The organism is Phormidium sp. FACHB-1136, assembly GCF_014697375.1.
Taxonomy (GTDB): Bacteria; Cyanobacteriota; Cyanobacteriia; order Phormidesmidales; family Phormidesmidaceae; genus Nodosilinea.
The window spans coordinates 34547-61054 of sequence record NZ_JACJRS010000010.1 but is presented as its reverse complement, the minus strand read 5'-3'; the positions used below and the strand labels follow the sequence as shown (position 1 = coordinate 61054).

Sequence of the window (26508 nt, the reverse complement as noted above, 5' to 3'; positions counted from 1 at the left end):
AGGCCGAGTCCCATCCTGTGCCAAGATGATAAAGCTGTGTAGATGAGAGTCCCTGCTGGTTTCAGGTGTCAGGGAGGATCCGAAAAGGCGAGTGTGTGTTTATGAAGATTGGAAATCGAGTTCGTATTAAGGAATCGGTTGTTTTTTACCACCACCCGCTGCACCGCAACGAAGCCTTTGATGCCAAGGGGTTAGAGGGAACCGTGGTTGGAGTGCTCAAGGACTACCAAGGCCGCCCCATTAGCCCTAACTTTCCAGTGCAGGTGGAGTTTACGGTGGAGGGCAGTAAGCGACCTTTCCGGGCTCACCTGAAGGCCGACGAGCTAGAGATGATCTAGGCTATCTTGAGCCTAGCGATGGAGGTGAGGGCGGCTGAGGATGGGCGTTACCTAGCGTTACACAAAGCCCCCTACCGCAGGCTACCTTCGTCCCGCCGTCTACTAAACCACCCCAAAAGATTAGCCTCGCGACGCATTTGGGCTAGGTCGGCTCGGTTTTCGGCGGCGGTTTGGTAATACCACTGGCAATGGGCCTCAAACTGTTCCCGATATTCCACCTCCAGCCGAAAGTCCTGGGCGGCTTGGTGCAGCGCCAAATACTCAATCACCTCCTGGGCGGTGTCTAGGGATCGGGGGCGCAGGTACTCAAACATAGGCGAGGGGAAACGTGGCGGGGTAGGCCCGAAAGTCTTGGGGGTTATCATAGCCTGCCTATCTGGGAAAGACCTATCCTCAGAAGATCCCAAAGTCTCCGCTACCCACCCTGACGGCAAAAGTGATCCGGCTGAATGGGTGGGATCTCTAGGGTGTGGGTTTAGTCCCCAGAAGGGCCGCTAGACCCAAGCAACCCCAGCCCATCATCAGCGCCGCCCCACCCACCGGGGCCGCAGCCCCTAGAAGGGTTAATCCCGACAGGCTGAGGGCATAGAGACTGCCCGAGAAAATCACCGTTCCCACCACCAAGGCCCAGCCGCCGATCATCAGCCAAGGGCTATGGCCCAAGGAGGTCGTCAGAGCCAGGGCGACGATCCCCAGAGCGAGGGCGTGGTACATCTGGTAGCGGGCGGCGGTCTCAAACACCTCTAGCAGGCGGGGGGCAAGTTGGCCGCGCAGGGCATGGGTGGCAAACGCTCCGGCGGCAACGGCGGTGCCCCCTAGGAGGGCGGTGAGGGCAAAGAATAGGCGATCTAGCGTCATAGCAGCGACAGAAATCAAGGACAGAGCGCGTGGGGTGTATCCCCAATCCGGCACGGATACTGGGGGCCAGCCAGCCCAGTGTGAGGATGGTTTGATTTTAGGCGAACAAACAGCGGGGTTTCCCCTAGGGGCAATGGCTCGGCATAATAAACAGAGTTTTCCCGTCGCCGTTGTAGTAGGTAAATTGCACCATGGTTGATCCATCGCCTTCGTTGCCCCCAGAGGACACCATCGAGGCTTCCACGCCCAACCCCGCCGCACCCACGGAGGAAGGCAGCACAGCCCGTCAACTCTTGGGTATGAAAGGGGCCAAATCCGGCGAAACTTCGATCTGGAAAATTCGCCTGCAATTGATGAAACCGATCACCTGGATTCCCCTGATTTGGGGGGTGGTCTGCGGGGCCGCTTCCGGCGGTGAGTTTCGCTGGACACCGGAGTACGTCCTGATTTCGGCGGCCTGTATGCTGATGTCGGGGCCGCTGCTAACGGGCTATACCCAAACCCTGAACGACTTTTACGACCGCGAAATCGACGCCATCAACGAACCCTACCGCCCCATTCCCTCCGGGGCCATTTCCGTACCCCAGGTGGCAACGCAGATTGTGGTGCTGCTAGCGGCGGGTATTGGCGTCGCCTTTGGTCTAGATCGTTGGGCGGGCCATGCCTTCCCCACCATCACCGCCCTGGCCATTGGTGGGTCGTTGGTGTCTTATATCTATTCCGCACCGCCACTGAAGCTGAAGCAAAACGGCTGGTTGGGCAACTATGCCCTGGGAGCCAGCTACATTGCGCTGCCTTGGTGGGCGGGCCATGCGTTGTTTGGCGATTTGACCTGGAAAATCGTGGTGCTAACCCTGTTCTATAGCTTGGCGGGGCTGGGCATTGCTGTGGTGAACGACTTTAAGAGCGTGGAGGGCGACCGCCAAATGGGTCTGAAGTCCTTGCCTGTGATGTTCGGGATTACCACCGCCGCCTGGATTTGTGTGCTGATGATCGACATTTTCCAGGGGGGAGTGGCTGCCTACCTGATGGCGATCCATCAAAACCTCTACGCCGTTTTGCTGATTTTGCTGATCATTCCCCAAATCACCTTCCAGGACATGTACTTCCTACGGGATCCCCTCAAAAACGACGTGAAATATCAGGCCAGTGCCCAGCCCTTTTTGGTGTTTGGGATGCTGGTCACTGGGTTGGCCCTCGGCCATGCGGGGCTATAGTCTCGATCCCCTCAGTCGCCCCTAGATCCGTGCGGGAGGCTTAGATCAATGTCCTCCTCCCGCACGTTAGATAAGTGCGACAGACTCATCGACCGCACCCATCGTCTGACCTCTTACCCTTGAAGAAATCTCAGAAACCTCCTAAAGTGCTCTTTAGTTTTGTCGGTCAGGGTGAGGGATCCCCTCCCAGGGCGCGAAAGCAGAGCTAGCACATCGGGGTTTAAGGGTTTCGGTAGGCTTGGCGACAGGTCTGGTTTCGGTGTTGACATGGTAGAAGGCCGCACGACAATGACACAATCTTGGTTGAATCGGCTGTTTCCCCACCAGGGTCGCGCTCCCCGGATGGAGGCGACGGACTATGCCAGCACAATTCCCTCCCCGCAGCGCCCCAACCCCCAGCGCAACCAGGGTTTGGATCCGCTTATCCCGCAGACTGATCCGCCATCCCGCCGACCTCGGCTACGTCACCTAGCCCTGCCCACGGTGATGGTGCTTGTGGCCTTGGTGGCCGGGGGGGCGACGCGCACCTATCGACTGGTACAGACGACCTGGGCTGTACTTCCGGAGTCGGAAGAGGCCCTCACCTATGAGCGAGACGGCACCATCACCATGATTTCGGCGGATGGGGCTATTTTGCAAAAACTTGGCCCTGCTTCCCGCGAAACGACCAGCTACGACGACATTCCCGAACACCTCGTTGCGGCCTTCGTGGCCTCGGAGGATCAACGCTTCTACGAGCACCGGGGCGTGGACTATCGTGGCATTACGCGGGCGGCCCTCGCAAACTTGCGACGGCGGGACGTGGTGGAGGGGGCGAGCACCATTACCCAGCAGCTGGCCCGAATTGTCTACCTGAGCCAGGAGCGCAGTGTGCAGCGCAAGGCCCGGGAAGTGTTGATGGCCCACAAGCTGGAGCAGGACCTGAGCAAAAGCCAGATCATGGAGCGCTACCTGAACCTGGTGTATTTGGGATCCGGTGCCTATGGCGTGGCCGATGCCGCTTGGATCTACTTTGGTAAAACCCTGGAACAGTTGACCGTGGCTGAAGCTGCTCTGATTGCCGGGATGGCCCCCGCCCCTAGCCTCTACTCCCCGGAGGTGAATCCGGAAGCGGCTCGTGCTCAGCGAGATCGGGTGATTCGGCGCATGTTGTCTACCGGAGCCATCACTGCCACCGAAGCGGACGTTGCCCTGGCGGATGATGTGGCGGTCACCCCCAACGAGCCCAAGTTCCTTTACAGCGAGTTTCCCTACTTCACCATTTACATCGAGAAGCAGCTTGAGCAGTTGCTCACCCCTGAACAACTGGCCGCAGGGGGGCTAACGGTGGAAACTACCCTTAATGTGGGCTGGCAGCGCAAGGCCGAGGCTACCGTGGAGCAGGCCATCGAGCGCTATAGTGGCTGGCAGGGCATTGAGCAGGTGGCCCTGGTGGCGGTGGATCCCCGCAACGGCGAAATTAAGGCGATGGTGGGCGGTAACGACTTCAACGAAAGCCAGTTTAACCGTGTTACCCAGGCCCAGCGTCAGCCTGGATCAACCTTTAAAACCTTTCTTTATACCACAGCCATTGCCGCTGGCTTTTCACCCTATAAGAGCTATGTCGATGCCCGTTACGTGGTCGATGGCTATGAACCCAAAAACTATGGCGGCAGCTTCAGTGGCGATGTTGATCTACTCAAGGCGCTACGCAACTCCATCAACATTGTGGCGGTCAAACTGATCGTGGATGTGGGCTTTGACCCTGTGATTGAGGTGTCCCAAAGGATGGGGATTCAGTCGCCGCTGTTGGGCACCTATTCCCTGGCCCTAGGTGCTTCGGAGGTTAACCTATTGGAACTGACCAGCGCCTATGGCACCCTAGCGAATAAAGGTCGCCATGTACCGACCCACGGCATCCGTCGGGTACTGAATAGCCAGGGCGAGGTGCTCTACGAAACCGATTCCTCCCAGAAAGCCAATCAGGCCATCGATGCAGACACCGCCGCCATTATGACCTGGATGCTGCGGGGCGTGGTGGAAGGGGGCACGGGCAGCAATGCCTACATTGGCCGCCCTGTGGCTGGAAAAACTGGCACCTCCGAGCAAAACCGCGATCTGTGGTTTATTGGCTACATTCCCCAACTTGCCACCGGGGTGTGGATGGGCAACGATGACAGCAGCCCTAGCAATGGAGCCAGTTCTACCTCGGCGGCCATTTGGCGGATGTTCATGTCCCAAATTACCGATGACATCCCGGTGGAGCAGTTTCCAGAGGTGCCCCGGCTGGGTGGTCGGGAGGCTACCGTGGAGGTACAGCCTATCAAACCCGGTCGAGTCGTGGCGGATCGCAGTTCCTCCAGCACTGACGCGGAAGGCACTCCATCGAATCGCCGCTCTCGCCCCGCTGCTCAGTCGCAATCGAGCGAGGGATCACGATCAGGCGATGCCGCCCCCAGTCGATCCCAAGGTGAGGCTGGGGGATCGACTAGGGGATCGTCGGCCCCGGTCGCCAATCCTCCATCTAACCGCCGATCTGATTCAGATTCTCGAACCCAACCAGCGGCCAATCCTCCGGCAGCGGCTCCGGCTCCTGTGGCGGCTCCGGCCCCAGTGGATGCGGCTCCGGCTCCCGTAGCGGCCCCTGATCCGGCTCCTGCTCCTGCGCCCCCCCCTCCCGTAGCAGCTCCGGCTCCGGCACCCCCGCCTCCTGTAGCAGCTCCGGCCCCGGCCCCGGCCCCGCCCGCACCGATCTCGGCTCCACCGCCCCTTAGCCCCAGCGGTGGTGGAGAAGCCTCAGAGTAGGGCTACCCTTCGCCCTAGACTTACTCCCAGTTTCTGAACCGCACCGCCTAGGCGCAAGCTTTGTTCCCTATGCCCTAAGCAACCGGGGGGTATCAAGGATATCCTAGTTGTATGGATGGCGTTGTATGGATGGCGTATAGCGATCTAGAACTGCCGCAGGAAACGCAGATCACTGGAGTAGAGGCGGCGGATATCGTCGATTTGGTGCTGCACCATGGCGAGGCGTTCTACCCCTAGGCCAGCGGCAAACCCGGTGTAGACATCGGGATCGTAGCCCACGGCTTTGAGCACGTTGGGGTCGATCATGCCGCAGCCCAGCACCTCTAGCCATTGCCCCTGCCACTGCACATCCACCTCGGCGGAGGGTTCGGTGAAGGGGAAATAGCTAGGCCGGAAGCGCACGGGCAGGTCGCCATAGAGGGCTTCGAGAAAGACCTTGATGGTGCCGCGCAGGTCGGTGAAGGTGATGTTTTTATCCACCGCGAAGAATTCGATCTGGTGAAACACAGCAGCGTGGGTGGCGTCCACGGTGTCGCGCCGATAGCAGCGGCCAATGGCCACGGCCCGCAGGGGTGGCTCATGGCTTTGCATGTAGCGAATTTGCGTATTGGAGGTGTGGGTGCGCATCAGGTCGCCGTTGGGCAGGTAGAGGGTGTCCTGCATGTCGCGGGCGGGGTGGTCGGGCAGAAAGTTGAGCGCCTCGAAGTTGTAGTAGTCGGATTCGATTTCCGGCCCATCGGCAACGGTGTAGCCCAGACCGACGAAAATATCCACAATCCGGTCGATGATGCTGTTGATGGGATGCACCCGCCCCTGGGGCCGAAACACCCCCGGCATGGTGACATCCAGGGTTTCGGTCGCCAGTTGCGCCTCCAACTTAGCGGTTTCTAGGGCCGTTTTAGACTGCTCTAGCTGGCCCTGAATCAGATCCTTCACCTCGTTGGCCAGGGCACCAATGCGGGGCCGATCCTCAGCGGACAGCTTGCCCATGCCCCCCAACACCTTGGAGAGTTGCCCCTTTTTGCCCAAATAGCCCACCCGAACCTGCTCCAGGTCATCGAGGGTGGCGGCGGCGGCAATGGCCTCCTGGGCGGCGGCTTTCAGCGCCATCAGATCAGATTCTAGGCTGGTGGGTGCGGTGGTCATCCTGGGTTACGCAGTGCGGGACAATAGTACAGAGATGGCAGTAGGAAGCTAGCCGAACCAAGGCGGCCAAGCTGTGACTACCTTAGTCTTGACTATTTTAGAAGGGTATGGGCACCTGCATGAACATCCTGGTCAGTAACGACGATGGCATTTTGGCGCTGGGGGTACGCACCCTGGCCACCACCCTGGCGGCGGCGGGGCATCGGGTCACGGTGGTCTGCCCCGACCGAGAACGATCCGCCACGGGCCATGGCCTCACCATGCACAAACCCCTGCGGGCCGACCCCATCACCGATATCTACCCCCCCGAAATCGAAGCCTGGGCCTGTTCCGGCACGCCCTCAGACTGCGTGAAGTTGGCCCTAGGGGCGTTGATGGACACCCCGCCCGATGTGGTAGTCTCCGGCATTAACCACGGGGCCAACCTGGGGACGGACGTACTCTACTCCGGCACCGTCTCCGCCGCCATGGAGGGGGCGATGGAAGGGCTCCCCGCCATGGCCGTCAGCCTCGCCAACTCTAAGGGCGGCAAGTTCGACCTCGCCGCCGCCTTTGTGCGAGATTTGCTTTCCCCCGATAGCCACCTGCCCCTGCCCCCGGCCACCCTGCTTAACGTCAACGTTCCCAACTTGGCCTCAGCGGATCTCAAGGGCGCAAAAGTCACCCGCCAGGGCATCCGCCGCTACCACGAACAATTCGCCAAACGCACCGACCCCAGGGGCAAAACCTACTACTGGCTGGCCGGAGAAGCCATCGAAGACATCGACGAAGACCCCCATCTGCCCTACCCCCCCGACCTGCGGGATGCCTTGATGGCGATCCCCACCGATGTCCAAGCCATCCAAGAGGGCTACATTTCGATCACGCCCCTGCAATCCAACCTCACGGCTGTTACCACGCTCACCACCCTCAGCCAGTGGATACCGCCAGACATGGGTGCAGCCTAGGCGACTCATCCTCCAAATATCCTAGCCCCTCGGCGCGGGTGGGGATGGCTTGGGCAAGGGCGCGGCACTGGTTTCTAGAAGTATTATCTTTGATTCCTCGTTATCCCAAGTCCTTGCATAGCAGGGGTTCCAAAAGGCGTCCCACTTTAGGAGTCCAGTGCCTAGGCAAAAGGATTAACAATAGTCAATACATCGTTGACAATCAGCCCATGCCTCATATCTTCTGTATAGAAAAGTGAGCATTGGGATTGAATGGCTGTACTGACAAGCATAGAATCCCAAAATGATATGTTGTAGCGTTGTCTTATGCTAGATGCTTCCAAAAGAAGCACTTCATCCATCATTGGACAGACTGTATAGGTTCGATAGAATGACTTAACTAGTGTCTGAATATCCGATTCAGTAAATTTGAACTTTTTGACTAAGTTATAAGAAACTTCGTTGATAACTTGTACAGAAATATAAGGCTGTATCGTCCTGATTAGGACTTTAGCCGCTTCGTGCCGAGGATTGGGAGGGATAGCCTCTGATTGAGTGACCGCGTAAATCCAAATGTTTGAATCAACAAAACCACGCTCATCAGTCATAAATCTCCTCTCGACTCAGAGGTTTAAAGTCATTATGCACTGGGATTGGATTGTCTAGAAGATAGCTAATGGTGATCTCTGGTTTGTCGGCATTTGTATTTTTTGAATCTATCTTTGTTGAAGAATTCCGTTCTAAATTGACCACAACTGGATTTGTCGCAGCCAAATTTATCATCGTTCGATAGTTATTCGACGAATGCTGAGTGGGTTCAGTTTTTTCTAATTGCCGATAAGAAACAGGCTGAAGTCGCTGAAGTAGTTGAATTGCGAGTTGTAGCTGTTCTTCTGGAGATAGCTGACTTGCCTCCTGGAGCAGACCTTGAACAGTGCTAACTTGACCAGGCATATAACAGCCCTCCATAGGAGCAGAATGACTGAAAAACACAATCAGAGCCTACCCATGTAAACCCTAATTCACCCATTATAAATCAATCCTCTAAATACCCTAGTTCCTCTAGGCGGCGGCGCACTTCGGGGTCGTCGTAGTCGGTGGCGCGGGTGGGGGTGGCTTGGGCCAGGGATCGATCAGAACGATCCGCAAAGGCTTGGAGGCAATCTTGCAGGGCTTCCACGTTTTCGGGCAGGATGGCGCTGAGGTCGAGGGCTTCGGTGGGGTCTTCGAGCACGTCGTAGAGTTCGGCTTCGGAGCCTTCGGTTTCGATCAGTTTGTGTTGGCCCATCCACACGGCACGGCGGACGCGATCACAGCTCATTTCTCGCACCAGTTCTGGCTGGCGTTTTTGCATGAGGTTCACCACGTTTTGGGGCGGGATGGCCTCGGCAAAGACGTAATCGCGGTTGTGGGAATTCTCTTGGCTGTGGAGCAGGTCGAGGGTGAGTTCTTTTTCGTTGGCGATGCCTGCGGCGGCGAGGACGGTGTGGAATAGGCGGCGGGTGGAGACAACGCCATCCACGGTGGTGCCTTGGGCAAGGCGGTTTTGGGGATCGCGGATGATCAGCGGTACCCGCACCAGTTCGTTATAAATGGAGAGGCTGTGGCCCATGAATTGCTTTTCGCCCAGGTGTTCCCCGTGGTCGGCGCAGATAATCACCAGGGTGTTGTCCAAACGGCCAGAATCCTTGAGGCGCTGGAAGAATTGGCCCAAGAGGGCATCCTGGTAGGCGACTTCGGCGTCGTACATGCCGTCGAGGGTTTGCTTTTGGTGGTCGTCGAGGGCCCCGGTGAGGGGGGCTAGCCAGCCGTAAACATCGCCGTTGAAGCGCTGCAAAAAGGTTTGGGCCTTGCGGTCGGCCAAAACGAGGGGGGCAAATTGCTCGATGTAGCGGCGGGGGGGATGGTAGGGCATGTGGGTGCCCATCAGGTTCACGAAGGCGAAGACGGGCTGGTCGGCCTGGGTGCCGCTGCGGTGGATCAGCAGGTTGGCGGTGTCGTCGAGGGATTTGGGGCCGTTGCCCTTGAAGCTGAGGGCGGTTTGCCACAGGGGTACCATCAGCGGTGTAAAGCTGAGGGCCAGCAGCGCATCCGACCGGGCAAAGGCGTCCTGCACTCGGTTCAGCACCCCCGCCACCTGGCGCTTAAACCATTGTCGGTAGCGGCTTACCAATCCGGGATGACTGCCCGCCTGGTTGGGCTTGGCGGTCAACAGGCCGCTGTAGTTTAAGAAGCTGGTGAAGCCCCGCCGCAGACCGTTGTTGATCACCCCAACTAGGGGATTGTTGCAAAAGCCCGCTGTGTAGTAGCCACTGGCCTCTAAGCGTTCGGCTAGGGTGGGCAGGTCGGGGGGCAATACGGAATAGGACTGCACCATGGTGTGCTCCGAGGGATACAGCCCCGTGAACATGGAGGCATGGGAGGGAACCGTCCACTGGGCAGCGGAAATGGCCTGGGTGAAGCGGGTGGCCTCGGCGGCGAGGGTGTCTAAATGGGGTGAGGTGGGCTGGTCGTAGCCGTAGCAGGAGAGGCGATCCGCCCGCTGGGTATCGAGCACGAGGAAGAGAATATCAGGACGAGAAGCCATAGGATGCCGCCAAACCAGTTCACAAAGCGTTAGGTTCCATCCTAAACAGAAGCGTTGCCTTTCGTCACAATCTGAGGAGAGATGTGGGATTGATCGTTGAACCGCTGGATGCGCCAGAGTTCGGTATTGAGCCGCTGATTGGGGTCATTCTCAAACCAGCGGTCGCGGTCGAGCCAAAGCTCGGTAATGGCGGTGTGGCCGAGGGGAATCCCCCAGGTGTGCCCACAGCCCAGAAGACAGGCAAGGATGTGCTGCAAAATCCACTGGTGGCTGATCACCCAAATCTGATCGCCGTTGTGGTGCTGCAACAGGTCATTCACAAAGCGCTCGGCTCGTTGGTGTCCGGCCTGCGGGGTTTCCGCATTAGGGATAGGAATCCAGTCCAGGAAGGTTTCCAGTCGTTGGCAGAGGTCGGGATAGTTCACCTGCGCCTCGGCCCAGGTCAACCCCGTTAAAATGCCCTGGTGATTTTCCCGCAGGTCGTCGTGGAACACCGTCGGCACGGGGATTTCGGGTATCGGGATCTCTGACGTCGGGATCTCTGATGTCGGGATCTCTGATGTCGGGATCTCTGGCACCGGAATTTCTGCCGTTGCCCACAATGCTGAAGCCATGGCAGCCAGGGTTTCCGTGGCCCGTTGCAAGGGGCTGCAATAGATGTGGGTGGGCTGTCTAGTTTCTTTAGCAAGGCGCTGACCCAATTGTTGGGCCTGTTTCCGGCCTAAATCCGTCAGCCCCGTGGATGACCAGCCCTCCATGCGACCTTCTACATTGCCTTGGGATTGGCCATGGCGAATCAGCAGGATTTTGAGAAAGGCCATCCCTACCAAGCTACCCGCCGCAGGGATTGTTGGGCGGATTGGAAACGTCCTGGGGAAACTTCCAAGGGCAGTAGGCCAAACCAGGCGAGGTTTTGGGTGTAGTAGGCGGTATTGTTGTCCCAGAAGCCGTCTTGGTAGGCGGGGAGGAGTTTTTGCTGGTAGATTTCCTCGGCGGTGGCGGGATCGACCTGGAGCAGGGCCGAGTAGAGCATGGCGTAGTGGGCGGTGGACTCGTAGCTAGATTCTGTCAGCCCATCTAGGGAAAGACGGGCCGGAAGACGATCATCCGCTTCCCAGCGCTGGATTAGTTCGGGCAGTTGGGCTTGCAGGTAGGCTTTGGCGCGGGGTTCTTGGTTCCAGGCGGCATCTTGGCCCACCCGCCACCATACCCGGATGGCATCGAAGCTGTACCGACTTTGCAGGGGAAAGTCTGGTTCTAGGGGGCGGTAGGTTTGGGTGATGGGGCTATAGATGACCCAGTCTGGGGGGAGTCCAGTGTCGGAGAACTGACCTAGATCCGCCAGCATGGCATAGCCGCTGTCGATCAAGCTTTCCCAGTCGCGATCAGGATCCACCTCAGCAAAGAGTCGGAAACTGGCTGGGGCAAAGTAGGAGGGGTTGAGAATCAGACGGTCGGGTTGGTTGAAAAAGGCCTCTTTGGGGCCGGGGAGAAGTTGCCGCTGACCATCGGGTAGCTGTACCGTGCCCAGTTCCCAAATGTCGTCCAAGATGGCTTTGGCTTCCTCTAAATACTGAGGGCAACGCCAGCGTTGGGCGGCCCAAATGAGGGCGGTGGCGGCATCAATGTCGGCATCGGTGGCAAAGTTGGCGTCTACAATGTCCCAACTGCCGTCGTCCCGTTGGCCCCAGTGCCACGCCCAGAGGTGGTCTTGTAATTGGCCTTGGGCATCGCGACGAGCCAGGTTGTTTTTGGCCCAGGTGTAGGTGCGCTCGAAGGTGACGGGGTCGTTAATGGCGACGGCCCGCAGCATGGCATAGGCTTGCCCTTCGGAAACCGTGCGATCTCGATCTTCCCGGTCAATCACCCGACCATCGGACTGGATGAACCGATCCCGATAGCTCTGCCAGCTTTCCCGCAGCAAGGTGTTGCGATGACTCGCGATGGAGAGGGTGAGCGGCTGCGAAGCCGAGACCGGGCACAGGCTAGCCTGGGCGGCTGAGGGCTGGGTATAGCTATGGCCGACAATGGCTAGGCTCAGCGCTAGGGGCACTAGGGAAAGAATCCATCGTTTTTGGGGGCGTTTTAGAGTAGGCATTGCCGAGGAGAGGTTGTGGCTAACGATTAGGAACAGGAGACGATCCGGGAAGCACCTGTATCAGGCTACTCCAGTCTTTCCTAGGATAGGGGCTAGAAGGGGGAGGATCACGGCGTGGGTAGCCACTGATGGAAGAGGCACAGGGGCCGGAACCACAGCCATTGGCCCAGATCAGCCCAGTACCTCGCACCGTAACCGTTGTTGCAAGTCTGGATCGCACTGGGTGGCCCTCAGGTTGGCCCCCGTGAGCGTCGCTTTCGTGAGGGTTGCCCCCAGCAAATTCGCCCCGGCGAGGTTAGCTCCAGTCAGGTTAGCCCCAGTCAGGTTGGCCCCAGACAGGTTAGCATCCCCTAAATTCGCCTGGGAGAGATCGGCCTCGGCCAAGGTGGCCCCTCGCAGATCCAGGCCCATTAGTTGGACCCCACTGAGCACTACTCCCACCAACATCGCTTCCGGTTCCAGGCAGTGTAGCGTTGGTGGCGGCTGAAAATCTGCCGGGAACTGCGTGGTTTTGGAATAGAGTGCATGGTGCAGATGGGTGCCCACCAGCCGACAGGTGGAGAGATTTGCCCCTACCAAATTGGCCCGTTCGAGGTTGGCGTAGCTGAGGTTGGCCCCCCGTAAATCCGCTTGCATCAGGGTGGCCTGTCGCAGGTCGGTGTAGCGTAGGTCGCAGTCCCCCAGTAGGGTACTCAGCAGGTTAGCCGATTGTAGCCCCGCCCCAAATAGACAACTCTTCGCCAGCAACGCCCCACTCAAATTCGCTGCCGTTAGGTCGGCTCCGCTAAAGTCTCGGTGTCGCAAGTCTTGGGCGGGTAAGGTCACCCCCGGCCCCAAGGGCACCATCCCCGCCTGAATCGGGGAAAACCCCACCGGAAACTGAGTCCGCTGGTTATAGACGGCCCCTCCTAGGCGGGTGTGGCTGAGGATAGCCCCAGTTAAAACGGCGTCCCGTAGATCCGCCCCACGCAGATCCGCCTGTACAAGGTTGGCGTTGTGTAGACAAGCCTCCGTCAGCACGGCATAGCGGAAGTGGGCCTGGGCCAGATTCGCGCCCCGCAGGTTGGCCCCCCACAGCACCACCTGGGTCAGTTGCCAATGGTGAAGGTCGGCCCCGGCTAGGTCAATGCCGCTGAAGTCTCGCTCCCCGTCGATAAAGGCGCACCATAGGTGTTTCAATTGCCGAGAGGCATCGGAATCCATCACACTTCTCCATCACCCATGATGCCAACCCCATCACGCCACGGCATTGCACCAGACCACGACGACACTAAACCGCCACGGTACCATGGAGGTCTTTGACCCACACGGCATAATGGCCGTCGTCGTGGGTCACGAGAGCCGCATGGCCTAGCTGCTGCCACTGCTGTACCGAGTCACGGGCACGGGCTAAGCTGGTTTGCCGTCGGTAAAAGGTGTATTGCCACGGCCCCAACCTCAGCGCTAGGTATTGCTGGTCATCGTTCCCCCAGAACCGACAGAGTTGGGTGGGCCGCAGGGGAATCACCAGCGTGCCAGCATTGCCCACCGCAGAATTAACCAGGGCATACGCACCCTGATCAGGGTCATTTATGTCAGGACTTTGCACGGGGGAAGCTTGCACGAGGGCGGCGGATTCGCGCGGCTCAGTGTGCCCCGGTTGTTCCGCCACCCCCCTACCCATCCGGCTTAACACCATAGCGGCTCACCCACACTAAAGAATCCACTACCAACCACCGCAGCCTGATGAATCCTAGCCACCAATAGCCCTAGGTTCATCAACCCTATTCGCCTCAACCGGGCAACGGTTCCCTGCGGCCTTGGCCTCTAGCTTACTAAACAGACCAACAAGGATTCATAGCCATCGTCAGAGAACTCTGTAAGGCTTTGGTGAATTTTTACCATGACTCCCGTATTTGTACGGGTAAATTCTAGTTGTTCCCCGCTGTCTAACGGGCTGTGCCCCCACCCCCCACGTATTATCCCCGGTCACCCCCTTGGTCACACCAGGTAGGTATAGCGGCCTAGGCTGTGTTCGTATTGTTGAATCAGCAGTTGGGACTCCTCCAGGGTGATTTGGTTTTCCTGGAGGGACTGTTCTGACCGCCGCCGGATGTTTTCGATCATGTCTTCGGCGTCGTACTGCACATAGCCCAGCACCTCGGTCATGGTGTCGCCTTTGACGACGTGCTCCACCTGGTAGCCCTTGGGGGTCATGTGGATGTGGACGGCGTTGGTATCGCCAAACAGGTTGTGCAGGTTGCCCATAATTTCCTGGTAAGCGCCGCCTAGGAACATGCCCAGATAGTAGGGTTTATCCTCTTCTAGGGGATGCAGTTCTAGGACGTGCTTGACATCGCGCAGGTCGATGAACTGGGAAATTTTGCCATCGCTGTCGCAGGTGAGATCGGCCAGGGTGCCCCGGCAGGAGGGTTCTTCGTTGAGGCGGTGGATGGGCAGGATGGGGAACAGTTGGTCGATGGCCCAGGCGTCGGGCATGGACTGAAACACCGACAGGTTGATGTAGTAGATCGAGGCCATGCTTTGGGTTAGTTCCTCGATGTCTTCGGGCACGTAGTCGGCATCGCTGACCACCGACAGCGCCTTGCGGCAGCAGGCCCAATAGAGTCGTTCCGCCTTGGCTCGGTCGGCCAGAGTGAGGTAGCCGAAGTTAAACAGGCTGATGGACTCTTCCTTGAATTGCAGGGCGTCGTTGTAGAGTTCCTGCACGTTTTGGGGGGTGATGCTCTGGTGAATTTCGTAGAGTTCCCGCAGGATGGCATGATCGTCATCGCCGGGAACTTCCAGCTCATCCTGAACCGGGGCATCGCTGCACCCCAGCACATCAAACACTAGCACCGACTGATGGGAGACAATCGCCCGCCCGCTTTCGCTGATCAGGGTAGGAACGGGAACATCCTTGGCCCGACAGGCTTCCTGGACTTCGGCCACCACGTCGTTGGCGTAGTTCTGGGTGCTGTAGTTTTTGGAGGCATAGAAACTGGTTTGGGATCCGTCATAATCCACCGCTAGGCCACCGCCCACGTCTAGGTAGCCCATCTTGGCCCCCAAGCCCACCAGTTCCACATAGATGCGGCCCGCCTCCCGCAGGGCTTCCTTCAGCACGCTGATGGCGGAAATTTGGGAGCCAATGTGGAAGTGCAGCAGTTGCAGGCAGTCCAGCATGTCTTCTTCTCGCAGGCGATCCACCACGGCTAAAATCTCCGGCACCGTGAGGCCAAACTTGGCCCGATCCCCCGCCGAGACCCCCCAGCGACCGCTGCCTTTGGTGCTGAGCTTAGCCCGCACCCCCAGCACCGGACGGATATTCAGGCGGCGGCTGGCGGCAATGGCCAGTTCCACCTCGTTCATTTGCTCGATTACAATAATCGGCTGCTGGCCGAGGCGCTGGCCTAGCATCGCCGTTTCGATGTAGTCCTTGTCCTTATAGCCGTTGCAGATCAACAGCGCACCAGGGGTGTCTAAGGTGGCCAGGGCAATCAGCAATTCCGGCTTAGAGCCCGCCTCCAGGCCAAACTGGTGGGGCTTGCCAAAGCGCACAATGTCTTCCAACAACTGCCGCTGCTGGTTGCACTTCACGGGGAACACCCCCCGGTAGACGCCATTGTATTTGTAGCGGGCAATGGCCTTCGCAAAGCAGGCGTTAATCCGCTCGATGCGGTCTTCCAAAATGTCGGGGAACCGGATCAACAGCGGCAGGTGTAGGTTGCGCTGCTTAATCGCCTCCACCAGTTCCACCAAGTCCAGCGACCCACCTCGATCTCCCTGGGGCGACACCGTGATATGGCCGTCGGCATTGATGGAAAAATAGGGATCCCCCCAGCTATGGATGCGGTACAGTTCTTCGCTGGCTTCAATCGTCCATCCGGTGGCGGGGGTCTTGGTGGCTTGTAACATACTTTCCAGGGTGGCACGGTCAAAGGGGCGAACGGGCTCTAGGGATGGTTGCTGTGCCATAGGTAACTAACGATGCCCCCTCAAGAGTATGGTGAATGGTGTTGTGGCATGGCCTGAACAGGTCGCTAGACGGGCGGCTGGAACGGATGACTGAGCCGGGTCGTGGGCACCCCGGCTCGGCCCCATCAACCAGCGGCAGAAACGCCAATCCAAGCTGTATCTAGCCTAACCATAATGCGACCAAAATTCTAACAAAACCCCAGAGACAAATCAGACAATTCCCGACTCCCGACTTCCCACTCCCCACTCCCGACTCCCCACTTCCCACTCCGACTTCCATGCCCTCCCCCTACCACTGGATGCACCCATCCCTCGCCGCCCTCCAGCGTGCCCACCGCTATCGCACAGTGTCGTCTGTCACAGGCAAGGCCGGGGCTGTGATGGTGCGAGACGGGCAGCCCTTGATCAACTTTGCCAGCAACGACTATCTCGGCCTAGCGGGGGATCCTCGGCTGGCGGCGGCGGCGATAGAGGCGATTGACACCTACGGCACAGGCAGCACTGGGTCACGGCTGCTGAGCGGCCATCGAGATCTGCATCGGGAGTTGGAACTGGCCCTAGCTGATCTCAAGCGCACCGAAGATGCCTTGGTGTTTAGCTCTGGCTATTTGGCGAACCTCAGTACTATTATTGCCCTGGTAGGGCCAGCGGATCTGATCCTCAGCGACGCATACAACCACTCCAGTTTGCGCACCGGGGCCAAGGCCAGCGGAGCCACCACCTACGACTATCGCCACGGGGATGTCGATCACCTAGAACAATGCCTCGCCGCCCATCGCGCCCAGCATCGCCGCTGCCTCATTACCACCGACAGCGTGTTTAGTATGGATGGCGACCTCTGTCCTTTGCCGCAAATCCTTGATTTAGCCGAAACCTACGAAGCCATGGTGCTGGTGGATGAGGCCCACGGCACTGGGGTTTTGGGACATCGCGGGGCTGGAGCGGTGGAGCACCTAGGCTGTCTAGGTCGTCCCATGGTGACGGTGGGCACCCTGAGTAAGGCACTGGGCAGTTTGGGCGGCTATGTGGCAGGATCCCAAACGGTGATTGACTTTCTGCGTAACCGCGCCCCCGGCTGGATCTACACCACCGGGCTTTCTCCGGCGGATACGGCGGCGGCTTTGGCGGCGGTGCGGATTGTGGCCACAGAACCCCAGCGACGGCAGACCCTTTGGCACAACGTAGACAACCTAAAACGTCGCCTAGATGCAACCCTAGACGACGAGAGAAAACTGACCTTGCAGCGATTGCCCTCAGAGTCCCCGATCCTGTGCTTAGTCGGAAACTCGGCCAGTTGGGTGATCACGGCGAGCCAGACCTTACAGGAAATGGGGCTGTGGGTGTCGGCAGTGCGTCCGCCCACGGTGCCCACCAGTCGGCTACGGATTACCCTGATGGCCACCCATACCCAAGCCCACTTGGATCAACTGGTGGCAGGTTTGGCTTCCCTGGTATCGGAATAGGCGATCCCCAGCCAAAACCCGGTAGATGATAAGAACCCTAGCGCTTAGATCCCCAGCGGCGTTGCTTGTGGCGGGCTAGGGTTTTGCGTTTGCGCTTTTCGATGGGGGTTTCAAAATGGCGATTTTTTCTCATATCGGAAAAAATTCCGGCCCGTGATACTTTCCGCTTGAAGCGGCGAAGGGCTGATTCAATGTTTTCGTCTTCTCCCAAAACAACTTGGGCCATGGGTGCTCCTTAACGTAACAGCAATGAGGTGATTCCAAATCCCGATGGGGTCCTCCCAGGGGGTAAGGGCAAGGAGACCTTGCCCCTGCGGGTTAATGGGGTGCAGGGCAGGGGAATAGGATTGGTCAGAGGAAAACCGCCCTAGGATCGCCGGGATGGATCCCAGGGCTCTACTTGGGTATACCCTAGCGACGTTGAAGAATGTGCTTAGGAAACTGACGCGGCCCTAGGCTGAACCCCACTCGTGCAATCTTGGGCATGGTGGGGACAGACTGGAGCTAGAGACAGGGATGACCTAGCGGCGATCACGACGGCTGTTGTTCCAGCCGCTGCCATCGGAGGGGCGAGATTCGCGGGGGCGAGCTTTGTTGACCTTGAGATCTCGGCCCATCCATTCGGCACCATCTAGGGCGCTGATGGCGGCATCTTCTTCGGCCTCGGAGCCCATTTCCACAAAGGCAAAGCCACGGGGACGGCCTGTTTCCCGGTCGGTGGGCAGGCTCACACGGCTGACGCTGCCATATTCGGCAAAGACTTCACTGATATCCGCTTGGGTGGCATCGAAGGATAGGTTGCCAACGTAGATCGACATAGAAACATCTCCAAACAATGAAATGTGGGGGTATGCAGTTTTCTGGAGATGTACCTAGACCTAAGACAAATCTGACGCAGGCGGCAAGTCAACCATCAACTAACTCCGCCCAGCATATCACAGGGGCCAAAATTCTGCCGTTACCTGACCGGGGCCATGCCCCTGGCGCGATCCACCCATGGGGCCAACAAAAACCCCTCTACCCAAGGGTAGAGGGGCAGGAGTTCCTGAAAATCGTCACTGTACCTATCATCGAACCGTTAACAGCGGTTGCCCAGAGGGGTAAGACCCATCAGGGGGATCCTGCTAGATAGAGGCTAGACAGAGGGGGCCGCAAATTGCTTATCCCAAATTTGGGGGCGATCTTCGATGCCCACATAGCCCTGCTGCCGTGGCCCGGTGTAGATTTGGGTGGGTCGGAAGATGCGGTTTTCGCCCAGTTGTTCTTTCCAGTGGGCCAGCCAGCCTGCTACCCGTGCAATGGCGAAGACAGGGGTGAACAGATCGGTGGGGATGCCCAGCTTGCGGTAGACCAGGCCAGAGTAGAAGTCTACGTTGGGATAAATGCCCTTATGGCCCAGCTTCTCGGAGACGGCCTGCTCCATTTCTAGGGCGATTTCGTAGTATTCGTCCTGGCCAAATTTTTCAAACAGTTGTTCGGCCAGGCCTTGCAGGATGGTGGCACGAGGGTCTTTCACTTTGTAGACCCGGTGGCCAAAACCCATGATTTTAGACTTTTCGGCAATGCAGCGATCTACAAAGGGGCGCACGTTTTCCACGGAGCCAATCTGTTGGAGCATGTCGATCACCTCTTCGTTGGCCCCGCCGTGGAGCGGCCCCGCCAGGGTACCCACGGCGGAGGCCACCACGGCGTAGGGATCGGTCAAGGTGGAAGCCGTCACCATGGCCGAAAAGGTGGAGGCGTTGATGGTGTGCTCGGCGTGGAGGGTGAGGCAAATGTCAAAAATTCGGGCCGCGAGGGGGTCGGGCTCCCGTTCGTTTAGCATATAGAGAAAGTTGGCGGCGTAGCCTAGGTCATCACGGGGCTGGACGGGGTCGTTGCCCTTCCGCATCAGTTGAAACGCAGCCACCATGGTGGGGATTTTGGCCAGGAGTCGCACGACGGCTTTTTGAATGTAGACCGGATTATCCAGCGCCCGCCGAGAATAGAACAGCCCCAGGGCTGCGGCACAGGCTTGTAGGGCGTCCATGGGGTGACCGCTCTCTGGGAAGCATTTCATCATGTCGCGAATGCGGTATTTGAGGCGACGGTGGTAGCGAATTTCGTGTTCAAAAGCCTCCAGTTCCACCTTGGAGGGCAGTCCGCCCCAGATCAACAGGTAGGCGGTTTCTAAAAAGGTGCTGTGCTGGGCCAGATCCTCAATCCGAATACCCCGGTATTCCAGGATGCCCGCCTGTCCATCTACGTAGCTAATGCTGGATTGGGTGGCTGGAACCCCTTCTAGGCCAGGTCTGTACTCACATACGGTCATAGATTCACTGCTCCCAATCGCTGATTCATGATTCCAACGGGGGTCTACACTCCGCCGTTATCCACGCTACCAAACTTTGGATTTCCCCTATAGCGGTTCTCCATGGAGTGAGGGACACGATTGCTTCGTTCTAGATCCCCCCGGTATCTGGCGGTCTAAGTTTTACGCTTGCCCCCCTTGATAAGGGGCTGGGGGGATCATCGCGATGCACCTCAACTGAGTGAAATCCGCTATAGGCCAACGGTGATCCCAGAGATCGGTGCCTAGTTCCCCTCAAATTACACTAACTCCGCGACATTACACGACCGAACCTAAGGTGAGATCTGGGTGAATCTGGGCCTAGAACTGGCGGCGGGAGAAGACCACGGTGGCCAACAGCAGCAGCAGGGCACTGTAGAGGAGGGCGTAGGCCAGGTGGGCCAACAGGGTGAGGGGATCGGGCAGCAGTTCGAGGCCATAGACCGCGAGATTGCGCAGGTTGAGGCGTTCGAGATCGGGCAGCACCAGATAGATGCCCTGGGTGAGACGCTGAAGACCCGGATTTTCGGCAACTTTGGAAAAGGCGACTAAATCCTGGGTGAGGTGGCCCATTAGGTATACGGCAAAGGTGAGCAGGGTGGCCAGCAGAGAACTGGTAAACACGCCAAACAAGATCGCCACCGCCGTCAGCAGCATGGCCTCCAGCAGCATAAAGCCCGTGGCCAGGGCCAAGCTTGGGAAGGAGAAGGGGACTCCAGTGGTGACCAGCATGGTGGCAAACATCAACCCCAGGCCTGCCAACAGCACCGCTAACACCGCCGACAGTCCCAGATGTTTGCCCACAATGAACTCCCATGGGCTGACGGGCTTGGCCAGCAACACCAGCACCGTACGCTTTTCAATTTCTTTGTTCACCAGGCCCGTGCCCACAAACACCGCAATGATGACGCTGAGCAGGTGCATGGCGGCGAGGCCCAGATCCAGGATGATTTTCTGTTCTGTTCCTGCCGAAACCTGCGGGAGCAGGAGGGTTGCCAGTAGCATCAACAGGGCAAACAGAGCCATTAGGTAGAGGATGCGATCTCGGATCACCTCTAGAAATACGTTACGCGCAATCACCACGATGCGAGACAGAACCATGGGTTTTGACCCTCCTTCTGCGTTGCCTTTGCTAGTGTACGAGGTTTAGGGCTGGCCGTAGCGCAGGGGGGTTTCTAGCTGGCAGCGCACCTGTGCCCATGGGGTGGTGGTGGCCGTGGTTTCGGTAACGCCGCTGGCGGTGGGCTGGGTTATGGGCAAGACTTCGCAGGCTTTTTCAAAATAATAGCCATCCCCGTTGGCGCTGGGGCCAAGCCACTGGGCGCGAAGCATGAGATTGTAGCCATTCCCCTGAGTGGTGGGCTTGAGGCTGAGGTGCCACAGTTTATTCTCTGGGGAGTCGGGCTGGTTGATCTGCACCTGGCGCTGGAGCGTTTGCTGTTGGCCTTCCTGGTTGAGTAGCCAGCGTTCGACCCAGGACCAGGGTTTGTCGTGGATTTGTGCCTTAATTAAGCGTTCCGCCTCCGTGAGGTGGCTTACCCCCGCCGAGAGGGCCATGGTTTGGCCAGGAAGGCGGTAGACAAAGGCGCTGTGGTCAAACTGGTCGGCAATGAGGCTGGGGTAATCGCGCAACCAGGTTTGGATACGGAAGTAAAACTGAAACCAACTGCTGAGCAGCAAGCTCAGGCCCAGCAAGAGGGCTAAGCTTTGGCGCATCGCTGGGGAGGGCCGCTTAGGGCGCAACTCCCAACTCAGCACATTGGGCACCGCCACCACTAAAAAGGACATCAGCGGCCAGCTAATTAGGGCGGGCTGAAGCCATGCCCCTCCCCAGGATCCAAACAAAAACAGGCACAGAATGCCCCCGGACACCCAAGGGGCAATGGACAGGCCAAAGGGCTTAATCTTCTGAGCCTCGCAGGCCCAGCCCACGCCTAGCGCCAAAAAAATCCAGGCCAGGGTGGCCATCAGCCCCACGGTAAAGGCACTTGCCCCCAATAGACGGCTGATCCCTGACATCAGCCAGGAGATCAGGCTCATGTAGATGACCGTGGGCCAGGAAAAGGCCGACTTGGGCCAGAGGGCCGTTTTGATCTGGGCGAATTGGGGCGGCAAGAACGGCATCATGGCAGCACGACCTGAAGTTGGAGGAACAGCAGGAGGACAATGACGGTAAAGCTCAGGGCGTTGGCATGAAGCACCGCCACGGTGTAAGTCGCTGTGCGAGAACGGGCCGCAGAGGGGGCTCCTCGGCGAGCAGAACGACTGCGGCCAGGGCGGTCAGACAGGGCAGGAGCCTCCAACACAGGAGCCTTGCCCAGTAGCGCCACCAAGGCACTCAGGCTTTGGAGCTTGACCCAGTAGGTGGCAAAAAACACCACGATGGCCGCCATCACCATCATCACAGGCAGTGCCTCCAGCCAGTCATTGGGAAAAAAACGGTTGAACAGCACATAGCTCATCACTTGCTGGCGAAGGGGCGTGGGCAGCACCGCCTCTAGGCTGAGGAAGGCAATCCAGCCCAGGCTAGTGGCCAGCAGGTTGATGGTAGCGGCATACTGCACACTGGTTTGGTAACCCAGACGCAGGTGTTGACGTAGCACCATGGCCTCTAGGGCAATGGCCACCAGCAACAGCATGGACTGAAACACCATGGCCTTGATGGGGATTAACCCCAGATCCGCCAATAAATCCGTAGGGGACATCGCAGCATTGGGTAGCAAATGGTTTTAAGGATACTGCTGAGTGGCAAATTGGGCGTAGGGCGTCGCCAGCTTTCGCTAAAATTAACCTCTGGCTGCCCTCACCCTCAACATTCCTATGGTTAGAACTGGTATTGGCATTCGCACGGCCCAACAAACCAATGAACGGCTGACGGGGCAGGTGCATGTCTACGATGGCGAGGGCAAGGGCAAATCCCAGGTGGCTTTGGGGGTGGTGCTACGTTCTATCGGGCTAGGCATTCAAAATTTTATGGAAAGCCGGGTGCTACTGCTGCGCTTCCTCAAAGGCCCAGGCCGTACCTACGACGAAGACGCCGCCATCGAAGCCCTCCAGCGCGGCTTTCCCCACCTAATCGACCAGGTACGCACCGGACGGTCAGAATTCTTTGGCCCCGACGAGATTACCAAGTTCGACAAGCAGGAGGCCCAGCGAGGGTGGGATGTGGCCAAGGGGGCAATTGTCTCCGGGCTCTACTCCGTGGTGGTGCTCGATGAAATCAACCCGGTGCTAGACCTGGGCCTGCTGGCCGTGGAAGAGGTGGTGAAGACCCTGCGCCGCAAACCCGACCACCTGGAAATCATTGCCACCGGACGGTCTGCCCCCCGACCCCTCCTCGACATCGCCAACCTCCATTCCGAAATGAAGCCCCAGATCCACGCCTCCGGCATTCCAGGGCTAGAGGGCATCGAAATCTACACCGGGGCGGGCAAGGGCAAATCCACCAGCGCCCTGGGCAAAGCCCTGCAAGCCATTGGGCGCGGCATTGGCCAAGACCTCTCCCACCGGGTGCTGATTATTCAATGGCTCAAGGGGGGCAACGGCTACACCGAAGACGCCGCTATCGCCGCCCTGCGCAAGATTTACCCCAACCTCGTCGATCATCAACGCTGTGGCCGAGATGCCATCGTTTGGCGCGGACAACAACAGGAAATCGACTACGTGGAAGCCGAACGGGGCTGGGAAGTTGCCTGCACCGCCATCGCCTCTGGGTTATACAAAACCATTATTCTGGACGAACTCAACCCCACGGTGGATCTCGAACTTTTGCCCGAAGAACCCATCGTCCAAGCCCTGCTGCGTAAGCCCAAGGATACTGAAGTTATTATCACCGGGCGTTGCCAAAACCAACCCGCCTACTTTGACCTGGCCAGCACCCACTCCGAGGTGTTTAACCACAAACACTATGCCGAAAAGGGTATCGACCTCAAACGCGGCGTGGATTTTTAGCCCATGGTTCGAGGCATGGTCGAGGATGTGGACAGGGGCGAGGAGACCGCGCCCCTACGGGGGGTGTTGTTTGGGGGTTAGGCTTCTTCGGTGACCACGTCCGTGGCTGCGTCCTCAGCGGCGATCTCGGTGGCGATCTCTTCGGAGGTGGCATCTTCAGCGGCGCTGCTGTCATCCCCCGGTTCCTGGAGGGCGGGAGGCACCACGGCCACGGCGGCGATGGCGTCTTCTCCGTCTAGGCGTTGCAGCCGTACCCCGGTGGCAGGGCGGGACTGAATCGAGATGTCGTTCACTCGCTGGCGAATGATGATGCCTCGGTTGGTCACCAGCATTAACTCATCACCATCGCCCACGACCAAGAGAGCCGCCAGGGTATCGTCATCTTTGCGGAATTTGATTGCTTTTAGACCGAGGCCAGCCCGATTTTGTAGCCGGAATTTGGATACAGGCACTCGCTTACCCAACCCGGAGGCGGTGATCACCAGCACCCAGGGGCCGGGATCGTTGGTGGCGGCAACGGTATCTTCATCGTCTTCGCTCTCACTATCGGTGGCGGCCTGCACCGCTTCGACGACTTGGCTGGGCAGAATGTCCATGCTGATTAGCTCATCGCCATCGCGCAGGGCCATGGCCCGCACGCCGCGAGTGGGCCGTCCCAGGGGCCGGAGCTGGTCGTCGTCTACCTTAAAGTGGATGGTCATGCCGTGGCGGGAACCGATCAGAATGCTGTCGGTGCTGCGGGCGAGGCGCACCCAGCGCAGTTGATCCCCTTCTTCGAGGGAAATGGCGATCAGGCCGTTGGCGCGGATGTTGCTGAAGGCAGAAAGGGCCGTTTTTTTGACGAAGCCGCCCCGCGTCAGCATCACCAGATAGTCTTCGTCGGTGAATTCGCGCACCGCCAGCACCGAGGTAATCACCTCTTCCTTGGGGATGGGCAGCATTTGCACGATGGGGATACCCCGCGCCGCCCGTGAACCTTCCGGCACCTGGTAGGCCCGCATGGAGTAGGCCACGCCCCGGTCGCTGAAGAACATCAGGTAATCGTGGGTGTAGCAGGTGATGAAGTGCTGAACGCCGTCGTCCTCCTTCATCTTGGCTCCGGCTTTGCCACGGGTGGCGCGGCTTTGGGCCTCAAAGGTGGTGACGGGCATCCGCTTGATGTAGCCCTGATCCGTCACCAAAATCACCACCTGCTCGTTGGCAATTAGGGAAATGTCGGTGAGTTCGCCCTCGTCCATTTCGATGGTGGTGCGGCGGGGGGTGTTGTGCTTGGCCTTCAGGTCGCCCAGTTCGGTGATGATGATCTCCAGGATGCGCTCCCGACGGGCCAAAATATCCTGAAGGTCGGTGATTTTGGCCATCAGGTCTTCGTGCTCGCTCTGGATTTTGTCGGCTTCCAGGGCCGTTAACCGTCGGAGCTGCATTTGCAGAATGGCATCGGCCTGCACCTCGGAGAGGCCGTAGGTGTCCATTAGTTCCTGCTTGGCGGTGGGGGTGTCGGCGGCGTGGCGAATCAGGGCAATCACCGCGTCCAAATTGGCCAGGGCAATTAGGTAGCCCTGGAGAATGTGATCCCGTTCTTCGGCCTTACGCAGCTCGTAGCGGGTGCGGCGGGTAATGGTCTCTTCCCGAAACTCTAGGAACACCTCCAGCATTCGCTTCAGGCCCAGCAGTTGGGGTTCCCCGTTCACCAGGGCCAGCATGTTAACACCGAAGTTGTTTTGCAGCGGCGTTTGCTTATAAAGGTTGTTCAGCACCACACGGGGGTAGGCGTCGCGCTTCAGTTCGATGACGATGCGCATCCCGTCGCGGTCGCTTTCGTCGCGGATGTCGGAAATGCCCTCTAGCTTGCGCTCGTTCACCATTTCGGCGATGCGCTCGATCATGCCCGCTTTGTTGGTTTGGTAGGGCAGTTCGGTGATAATGATCGCTTCCCGGTCGGGTCGGCCCCGGTGTTCGATGGTTTCCATACTGGCCACACCGCGCATGGTGACGGAACCGCGCCCGGTGTTGTAGGCATCGCGGATGCCGCTGCGGCCCAGGATTTGCCCGCCCGTGGGGAAATCGGGGCCGGGGATAATCTCCATCAGCTCGGCGGTGGTGATGTCGGGGTTGTGGATCAGGGCAATCACGCCGTCGATCAGTTCACCGGGGTTGTGGGGCGGAATATTTGTCGCCATACCCACGGCAATGCCGGAAGACCCATTCAGCAAAAGCTGGGGCAAGCGCGAGGGCAATACCACGGGTTCCTGCTGGGAACCATCGAAGTTATCGGCAAAATCGACGGTTTCCGACTCAATATCCTGCAATAGCGAGTCGCTCGTCAGGGATTGCAGGCGACACTCGGTGTATCGCATCGCCGCCGGAGGGTCGTTATCGATGGAGCCAAAGTTGCCGTGGCCGTTAATCAGCGGTGACCGCATCGAAAAATCCTGGGCCATCCGCACCAGGGCATCGTAAACCGCCGTATCGCCGTGGGGGTGATACTTACCCAGCACTTCCCCCACCACACGGGCACACTTTCTAAAGGGCCGATCCGCCGCTAAGCCCAGTTCGTGCATGGCGTAGAGAATGCGGCGATGCACCGGCTTGAGGCCGTCCCTGGCATCGGGCAAGGCTCGCCCCACGATTACGCTCATGGCGTATTCCAGATAAGAGCTCTCCATTTCGTTGCGTAGATCGGTGGGAACGATACGCTCTTCTGGGGTTGCCATGGGCAAAAAAGCTCCGAATTTGCGAACAACAAAGCGCTAGTCAGACCCTCGCACCGAGTGGTGCTGAATAGCGCTCAAAAGGCTTGATTTTTGGGCATTCATGCCTACTATATTTTAGCACAGAACCCCTGTTTGTAAGC

24 protein-coding genes are annotated in these 26508 nt (G+C 58.6%); 6 read left to right on the top strand and 18 right to left on the bottom strand.

All coding sequences use genetic code 11. The features are described from left to right. The first annotated feature begins 101 nt into the window (after positions 1-101). Positions 102-338 carry a ferredoxin-thioredoxin reductase variable chain gene (locus tag H6G62_RS05055; RefSeq protein ID WP_190493026.1) on the top strand — a complete coding sequence of 79 codons (237 nt, stop codon included), beginning with the start codon at positions 102-104 and terminating at the stop codon, positions 336-338. A 71-nt stretch (positions 339-409) separates the two neighbouring features. Here H6G62_RS05055 and H6G62_RS05050 read toward each other — a convergent pair whose 3' ends face one another. Both H6G62_RS05050 and H6G62_RS05045 read right to left on the bottom strand, forming a co-directional pair. Next, a complete protein-coding gene (locus tag H6G62_RS05050; RefSeq protein ID WP_199324754.1) occupies positions 410-652 on the bottom strand; it encodes a hypothetical protein in 243 nt (80 codons plus the stop codon). A 148-nt stretch (positions 653-800) separates the two neighbouring features. Next, positions 801-1196 carry a DUF423 domain-containing protein gene (locus tag H6G62_RS05045; protein ID WP_190493025.1) on the bottom strand — a complete coding sequence of 132 codons (396 nt, stop codon included), beginning with the start codon at positions 1194-1196 and terminating at the stop codon, positions 801-803. 191 nt (positions 1197-1387) lie between these two features. Here H6G62_RS05045 and chlG point away from each other — a divergent pair, with 191 nt between their 5' ends. Continuing rightward, positions 1388-2413, top strand: coding sequence for a chlorophyll synthase ChlG (gene chlG / locus H6G62_RS05040; protein WP_190493024.1), 1026 nt, complete (start codon positions 1388-1390; stop codon positions 2411-2413). Between the two features lie 288 nt (positions 2414-2701). After that, positions 2702-5197, top strand: coding sequence for a PBP1A family penicillin-binding protein (locus tag H6G62_RS05035; protein ID WP_199324753.1), 2496 nt, complete (start codon positions 2702-2704; stop codon positions 5195-5197). 144 nt (positions 5198-5341) lie between these two features. On the opposite strand, the gene pheS is transcribed toward H6G62_RS05035, so the two are convergent. Further along, a complete protein-coding gene (pheS, locus tag H6G62_RS05030; RefSeq protein ID WP_190493023.1) occupies positions 5342-6343 on the bottom strand; it encodes a phenylalanine--tRNA ligase subunit alpha in 1002 nt (333 codons plus the stop codon). A 119-nt stretch (positions 6344-6462) separates the two neighbouring features. Between pheS and surE the strand changes: the two genes are divergently transcribed. Continuing rightward, positions 6463-7290, top strand: coding sequence for a 5'/3'-nucleotidase SurE (surE, locus tag H6G62_RS05025; RefSeq protein WP_190493022.1), 828 nt, complete (start codon positions 6463-6465; stop codon positions 7288-7290). A 161-nt stretch (positions 7291-7451) separates the two neighbouring features. Here the strand turns inward: surE and H6G62_RS05020 are convergent, their stop codons facing one another. From H6G62_RS05020 to speA, 8 genes are all read right to left on the bottom strand, one after another. Beyond that, positions 7452-7877, bottom strand: coding sequence for a PIN domain-containing protein (locus H6G62_RS05020; protein WP_190493021.1), 426 nt, complete (start codon positions 7875-7877; stop codon positions 7452-7454). Continuing rightward, a complete protein-coding gene (locus H6G62_RS05015; protein ID WP_190493020.1) occupies positions 7870-8223 on the bottom strand; it encodes a hypothetical protein in 354 nt (117 codons plus the stop codon). Before H6G62_RS05015 ends, H6G62_RS05020 begins: the two co-directional genes overlap by 8 nt. A gap of 82 nt (positions 8224-8305) precedes the next feature. Beyond that, positions 8306-9856 (bottom strand): sulfatase, encoded by a 1551-nt coding sequence (locus H6G62_RS05010; protein ID WP_190493019.1) that lies wholly within the window; start codon positions 9854-9856, stop codon positions 8306-8308. 41 nt (positions 9857-9897) lie between these two features. Further along, the gene (locus tag H6G62_RS05005; protein ID WP_190493018.1) at positions 9898-10677 is read right to left on the bottom strand and encodes a histidine phosphatase family protein; all 780 of its coding nucleotides are present in this window, start codon (positions 10675-10677) and stop codon (positions 9898-9900) included. Positions 10678-10679: 2 nt separating this feature from the next. Then, entirely contained in the window at positions 10680-11954 is a 1275-nt protein-coding gene (locus tag H6G62_RS05000) for a glycosyl hydrolase family 8 (RefSeq protein WP_190493017.1), read from the bottom strand. 171 nt (positions 11955-12125) lie between these two features. Then, positions 12126-13157: a pentapeptide repeat-containing protein gene (locus H6G62_RS04995; RefSeq protein WP_190493016.1), complete on the bottom strand. Its 1032-nt coding sequence runs from the start codon at positions 13155-13157 to the stop codon at positions 12126-12128. A 67-nt stretch (positions 13158-13224) separates the two neighbouring features. Next, positions 13225-13632, bottom strand: coding sequence for a hypothetical protein (locus tag H6G62_RS04990; RefSeq protein WP_190493015.1), 408 nt, complete (start codon positions 13630-13632; stop codon positions 13225-13227). A gap of 302 nt (positions 13633-13934) precedes the next feature. Further along, positions 13935-15851, bottom strand: a complete 1917-nt coding sequence (speA, locus tag H6G62_RS04985) for a biosynthetic arginine decarboxylase (RefSeq protein WP_242051836.1) — start codon at positions 15849-15851, stop codon at positions 13935-13937. A gap of 338 nt (positions 15852-16189) precedes the next feature. On the opposite strand from speA, the gene bioF reads away from it, so the two are divergent. Continuing rightward, complete coding sequence (gene bioF, locus H6G62_RS04980; protein WP_190493013.1) at positions 16190-17374, top strand: 8-amino-7-oxononanoate synthase; 1185 nt, start codon at positions 16190-16192, stop codon at positions 17372-17374. Between the two features lie 37 nt (positions 17375-17411). Here the strand turns inward: bioF and rpsU are convergent, their stop codons facing one another. The 6 genes from rpsU to fraC all read right to left on the bottom strand — a co-directional run bounded on the left by rpsU (position 17412) and on the right by fraC (position 22408). Further along, entirely contained in the window at positions 17412-17600 is a 189-nt protein-coding gene (gene rpsU, locus H6G62_RS04975) for a 30S ribosomal protein S21 (protein WP_190493012.1), read from the bottom strand. Positions 17601-17895: 295 nt separating this feature from the next. After that, on the bottom strand, positions 17896-18192 hold the full coding sequence (locus H6G62_RS04970; protein ID WP_190493011.1) for an RNA-binding protein: 297 nt from the start codon (positions 18190-18192) through the stop codon (positions 17896-17898). A 317-nt stretch (positions 18193-18509) separates the two neighbouring features. Then, positions 18510-19685: a citrate synthase gene (locus H6G62_RS04965; protein ID WP_190493010.1), complete on the bottom strand. Its 1176-nt coding sequence runs from the start codon at positions 19683-19685 to the stop codon at positions 18510-18512. 339 nt (positions 19686-20024) lie between these two features. Beyond that, positions 20025-20804 carry an ABC transporter permease gene (locus H6G62_RS04960; RefSeq protein WP_190493009.1) on the bottom strand — a complete coding sequence of 260 codons (780 nt, stop codon included), beginning with the start codon at positions 20802-20804 and terminating at the stop codon, positions 20025-20027. Between the two features lie 45 nt (positions 20805-20849). Then, a complete protein-coding gene (locus H6G62_RS04955) occupies positions 20850-21830 on the bottom strand; it encodes a DUF5357 family protein (protein WP_190493008.1) in 981 nt (326 codons plus the stop codon). Further along, the gene (gene fraC, locus H6G62_RS04950; RefSeq protein ID WP_190493007.1) at positions 21827-22408 is read right to left on the bottom strand and encodes a filament integrity protein FraC; all 582 of its coding nucleotides are present in this window, start codon (positions 22406-22408) and stop codon (positions 21827-21829) included. Before fraC ends, H6G62_RS04955 begins: the two co-directional genes overlap by 4 nt. 115 nt (positions 22409-22523) lie before the next feature. Between fraC and H6G62_RS04945 the strand changes: the two genes are divergently transcribed. After that, positions 22524-23654 carry a cob(I)yrinic acid a,c-diamide adenosyltransferase gene (locus H6G62_RS04945; protein WP_190493006.1) on the top strand — a complete coding sequence of 377 codons (1131 nt, stop codon included), beginning with the start codon at positions 22524-22526 and terminating at the stop codon, positions 23652-23654. Between the two features lie 77 nt (positions 23655-23731). Here the strand turns inward: H6G62_RS04945 and gyrA are convergent, their stop codons facing one another. Then, complete coding sequence (gyrA, locus tag H6G62_RS04940) at positions 23732-26368, bottom strand: DNA gyrase subunit A (RefSeq protein ID WP_190493005.1); 2637 nt, start codon at positions 26366-26368, stop codon at positions 23732-23734. Positions 26369-26508 lie beyond the last annotated feature (140 nt).

Excerpts from the sequence above, each read along its gene's own strand:
- H6G62_RS05055 (WP_190493026.1), top strand. The coding sequence starts at position 102 with ATGAAGATTGGAAATCGAGTTCGTATTAAGGAATCGGTTGTTTTTTAC.
- H6G62_RS05050 (WP_199324754.1), bottom strand. The coding sequence starts at position 652 with ATGTTTGAGTACCTGCGCCCCCGATCCCTAGACACCGCCCAGGAGGTG.
- H6G62_RS05045 (WP_190493025.1), bottom strand. The coding sequence starts at position 1,196 with ATGACGCTAGATCGCCTATTCTTTGCCCTCACCGCCCTCCTAGGGGGC.
- chlG (WP_190493024.1), top strand. The coding sequence starts at position 1,388 with ATGGTTGATCCATCGCCTTCGTTGCCCCCAGAGGACACCATCGAGGCT.
- H6G62_RS05035 (WP_199324753.1), top strand. The coding sequence starts at position 2,702 with ATGACACAATCTTGGTTGAATCGGCTGTTTCCCCACCAGGGTCGCGCT.
- pheS (WP_190493023.1), bottom strand. The coding sequence starts at position 6,343 with ATGACCACCGCACCCACCAGCCTAGAATCTGATCTGATGGCGCTGAAA.
- surE (WP_190493022.1), top strand. The coding sequence starts at position 6,463 with ATGAACATCCTGGTCAGTAACGACGATGGCATTTTGGCGCTGGGGGTA.
- H6G62_RS05020 (WP_190493021.1), bottom strand. The coding sequence starts at position 7,877 with ATGACTGATGAGCGTGGTTTTGTTGATTCAAACATTTGGATTTACGCG.
- H6G62_RS05015 (WP_190493020.1), bottom strand. The coding sequence starts at position 8,223 with ATGCCTGGTCAAGTTAGCACTGTTCAAGGTCTGCTCCAGGAGGCAAGT.
- H6G62_RS05010 (WP_190493019.1), bottom strand. The coding sequence starts at position 9,856 with ATGGCTTCTCGTCCTGATATTCTCTTCCTCGTGCTCGATACCCAGCGG.
- H6G62_RS05005 (WP_190493018.1), bottom strand. The coding sequence starts at position 10,677 with ATGGCCTTTCTCAAAATCCTGCTGATTCGCCATGGCCAATCCCAAGGC.
- H6G62_RS05000 (WP_190493017.1), bottom strand. The coding sequence starts at position 11,954 with ATGCCTACTCTAAAACGCCCCCAAAAACGATGGATTCTTTCCCTAGTG.
- H6G62_RS04995 (WP_190493016.1), bottom strand. The coding sequence starts at position 13,157 with ATGGATTCCGATGCCTCTCGGCAATTGAAACACCTATGGTGCGCCTTT.
- H6G62_RS04990 (WP_190493015.1), bottom strand. The coding sequence starts at position 13,632 with ATGGTGTTAAGCCGGATGGGTAGGGGGGTGGCGGAACAACCGGGGCAC.
- speA (WP_242051836.1), bottom strand. The coding sequence starts at position 15,851 with ATGTTACAAGCCACCAAGACCCCCGCCACCGGATGGACGATTGAAGCC.
- bioF (WP_190493013.1), top strand. The coding sequence starts at position 16,190 with ATGCCCTCCCCCTACCACTGGATGCACCCATCCCTCGCCGCCCTCCAG.
- rpsU (WP_190493012.1), bottom strand. The coding sequence starts at position 17,600 with ATGGCCCAAGTTGTTTTGGGAGAAGACGAAAACATTGAATCAGCCCTT.
- H6G62_RS04970 (WP_190493011.1), bottom strand. The coding sequence starts at position 18,192 with ATGTCGATCTACGTTGGCAACCTATCCTTCGATGCCACCCAAGCGGAT.
- H6G62_RS04965 (WP_190493010.1), bottom strand. The coding sequence starts at position 19,685 with ATGACCGTATGTGAGTACAGACCTGGCCTAGAAGGGGTTCCAGCCACC.
- H6G62_RS04960 (WP_190493009.1), bottom strand. The coding sequence starts at position 20,804 with ATGGTTCTGTCTCGCATCGTGGTGATTGCGCGTAACGTATTTCTAGAG.
- H6G62_RS04955 (WP_190493008.1), bottom strand. The coding sequence starts at position 21,830 with ATGATGCCGTTCTTGCCGCCCCAATTCGCCCAGATCAAAACGGCCCTC.
- fraC (WP_190493007.1), bottom strand. The coding sequence starts at position 22,408 with ATGTCCCCTACGGATTTATTGGCGGATCTGGGGTTAATCCCCATCAAG.
- H6G62_RS04945 (WP_190493006.1), top strand. The coding sequence starts at position 22,524 with ATGGTTAGAACTGGTATTGGCATTCGCACGGCCCAACAAACCAATGAA.
- gyrA (WP_190493005.1), bottom strand. The coding sequence starts at position 26,368 with ATGGCAACCCCAGAAGAGCGTATCGTTCCCACCGATCTACGCAACGAA.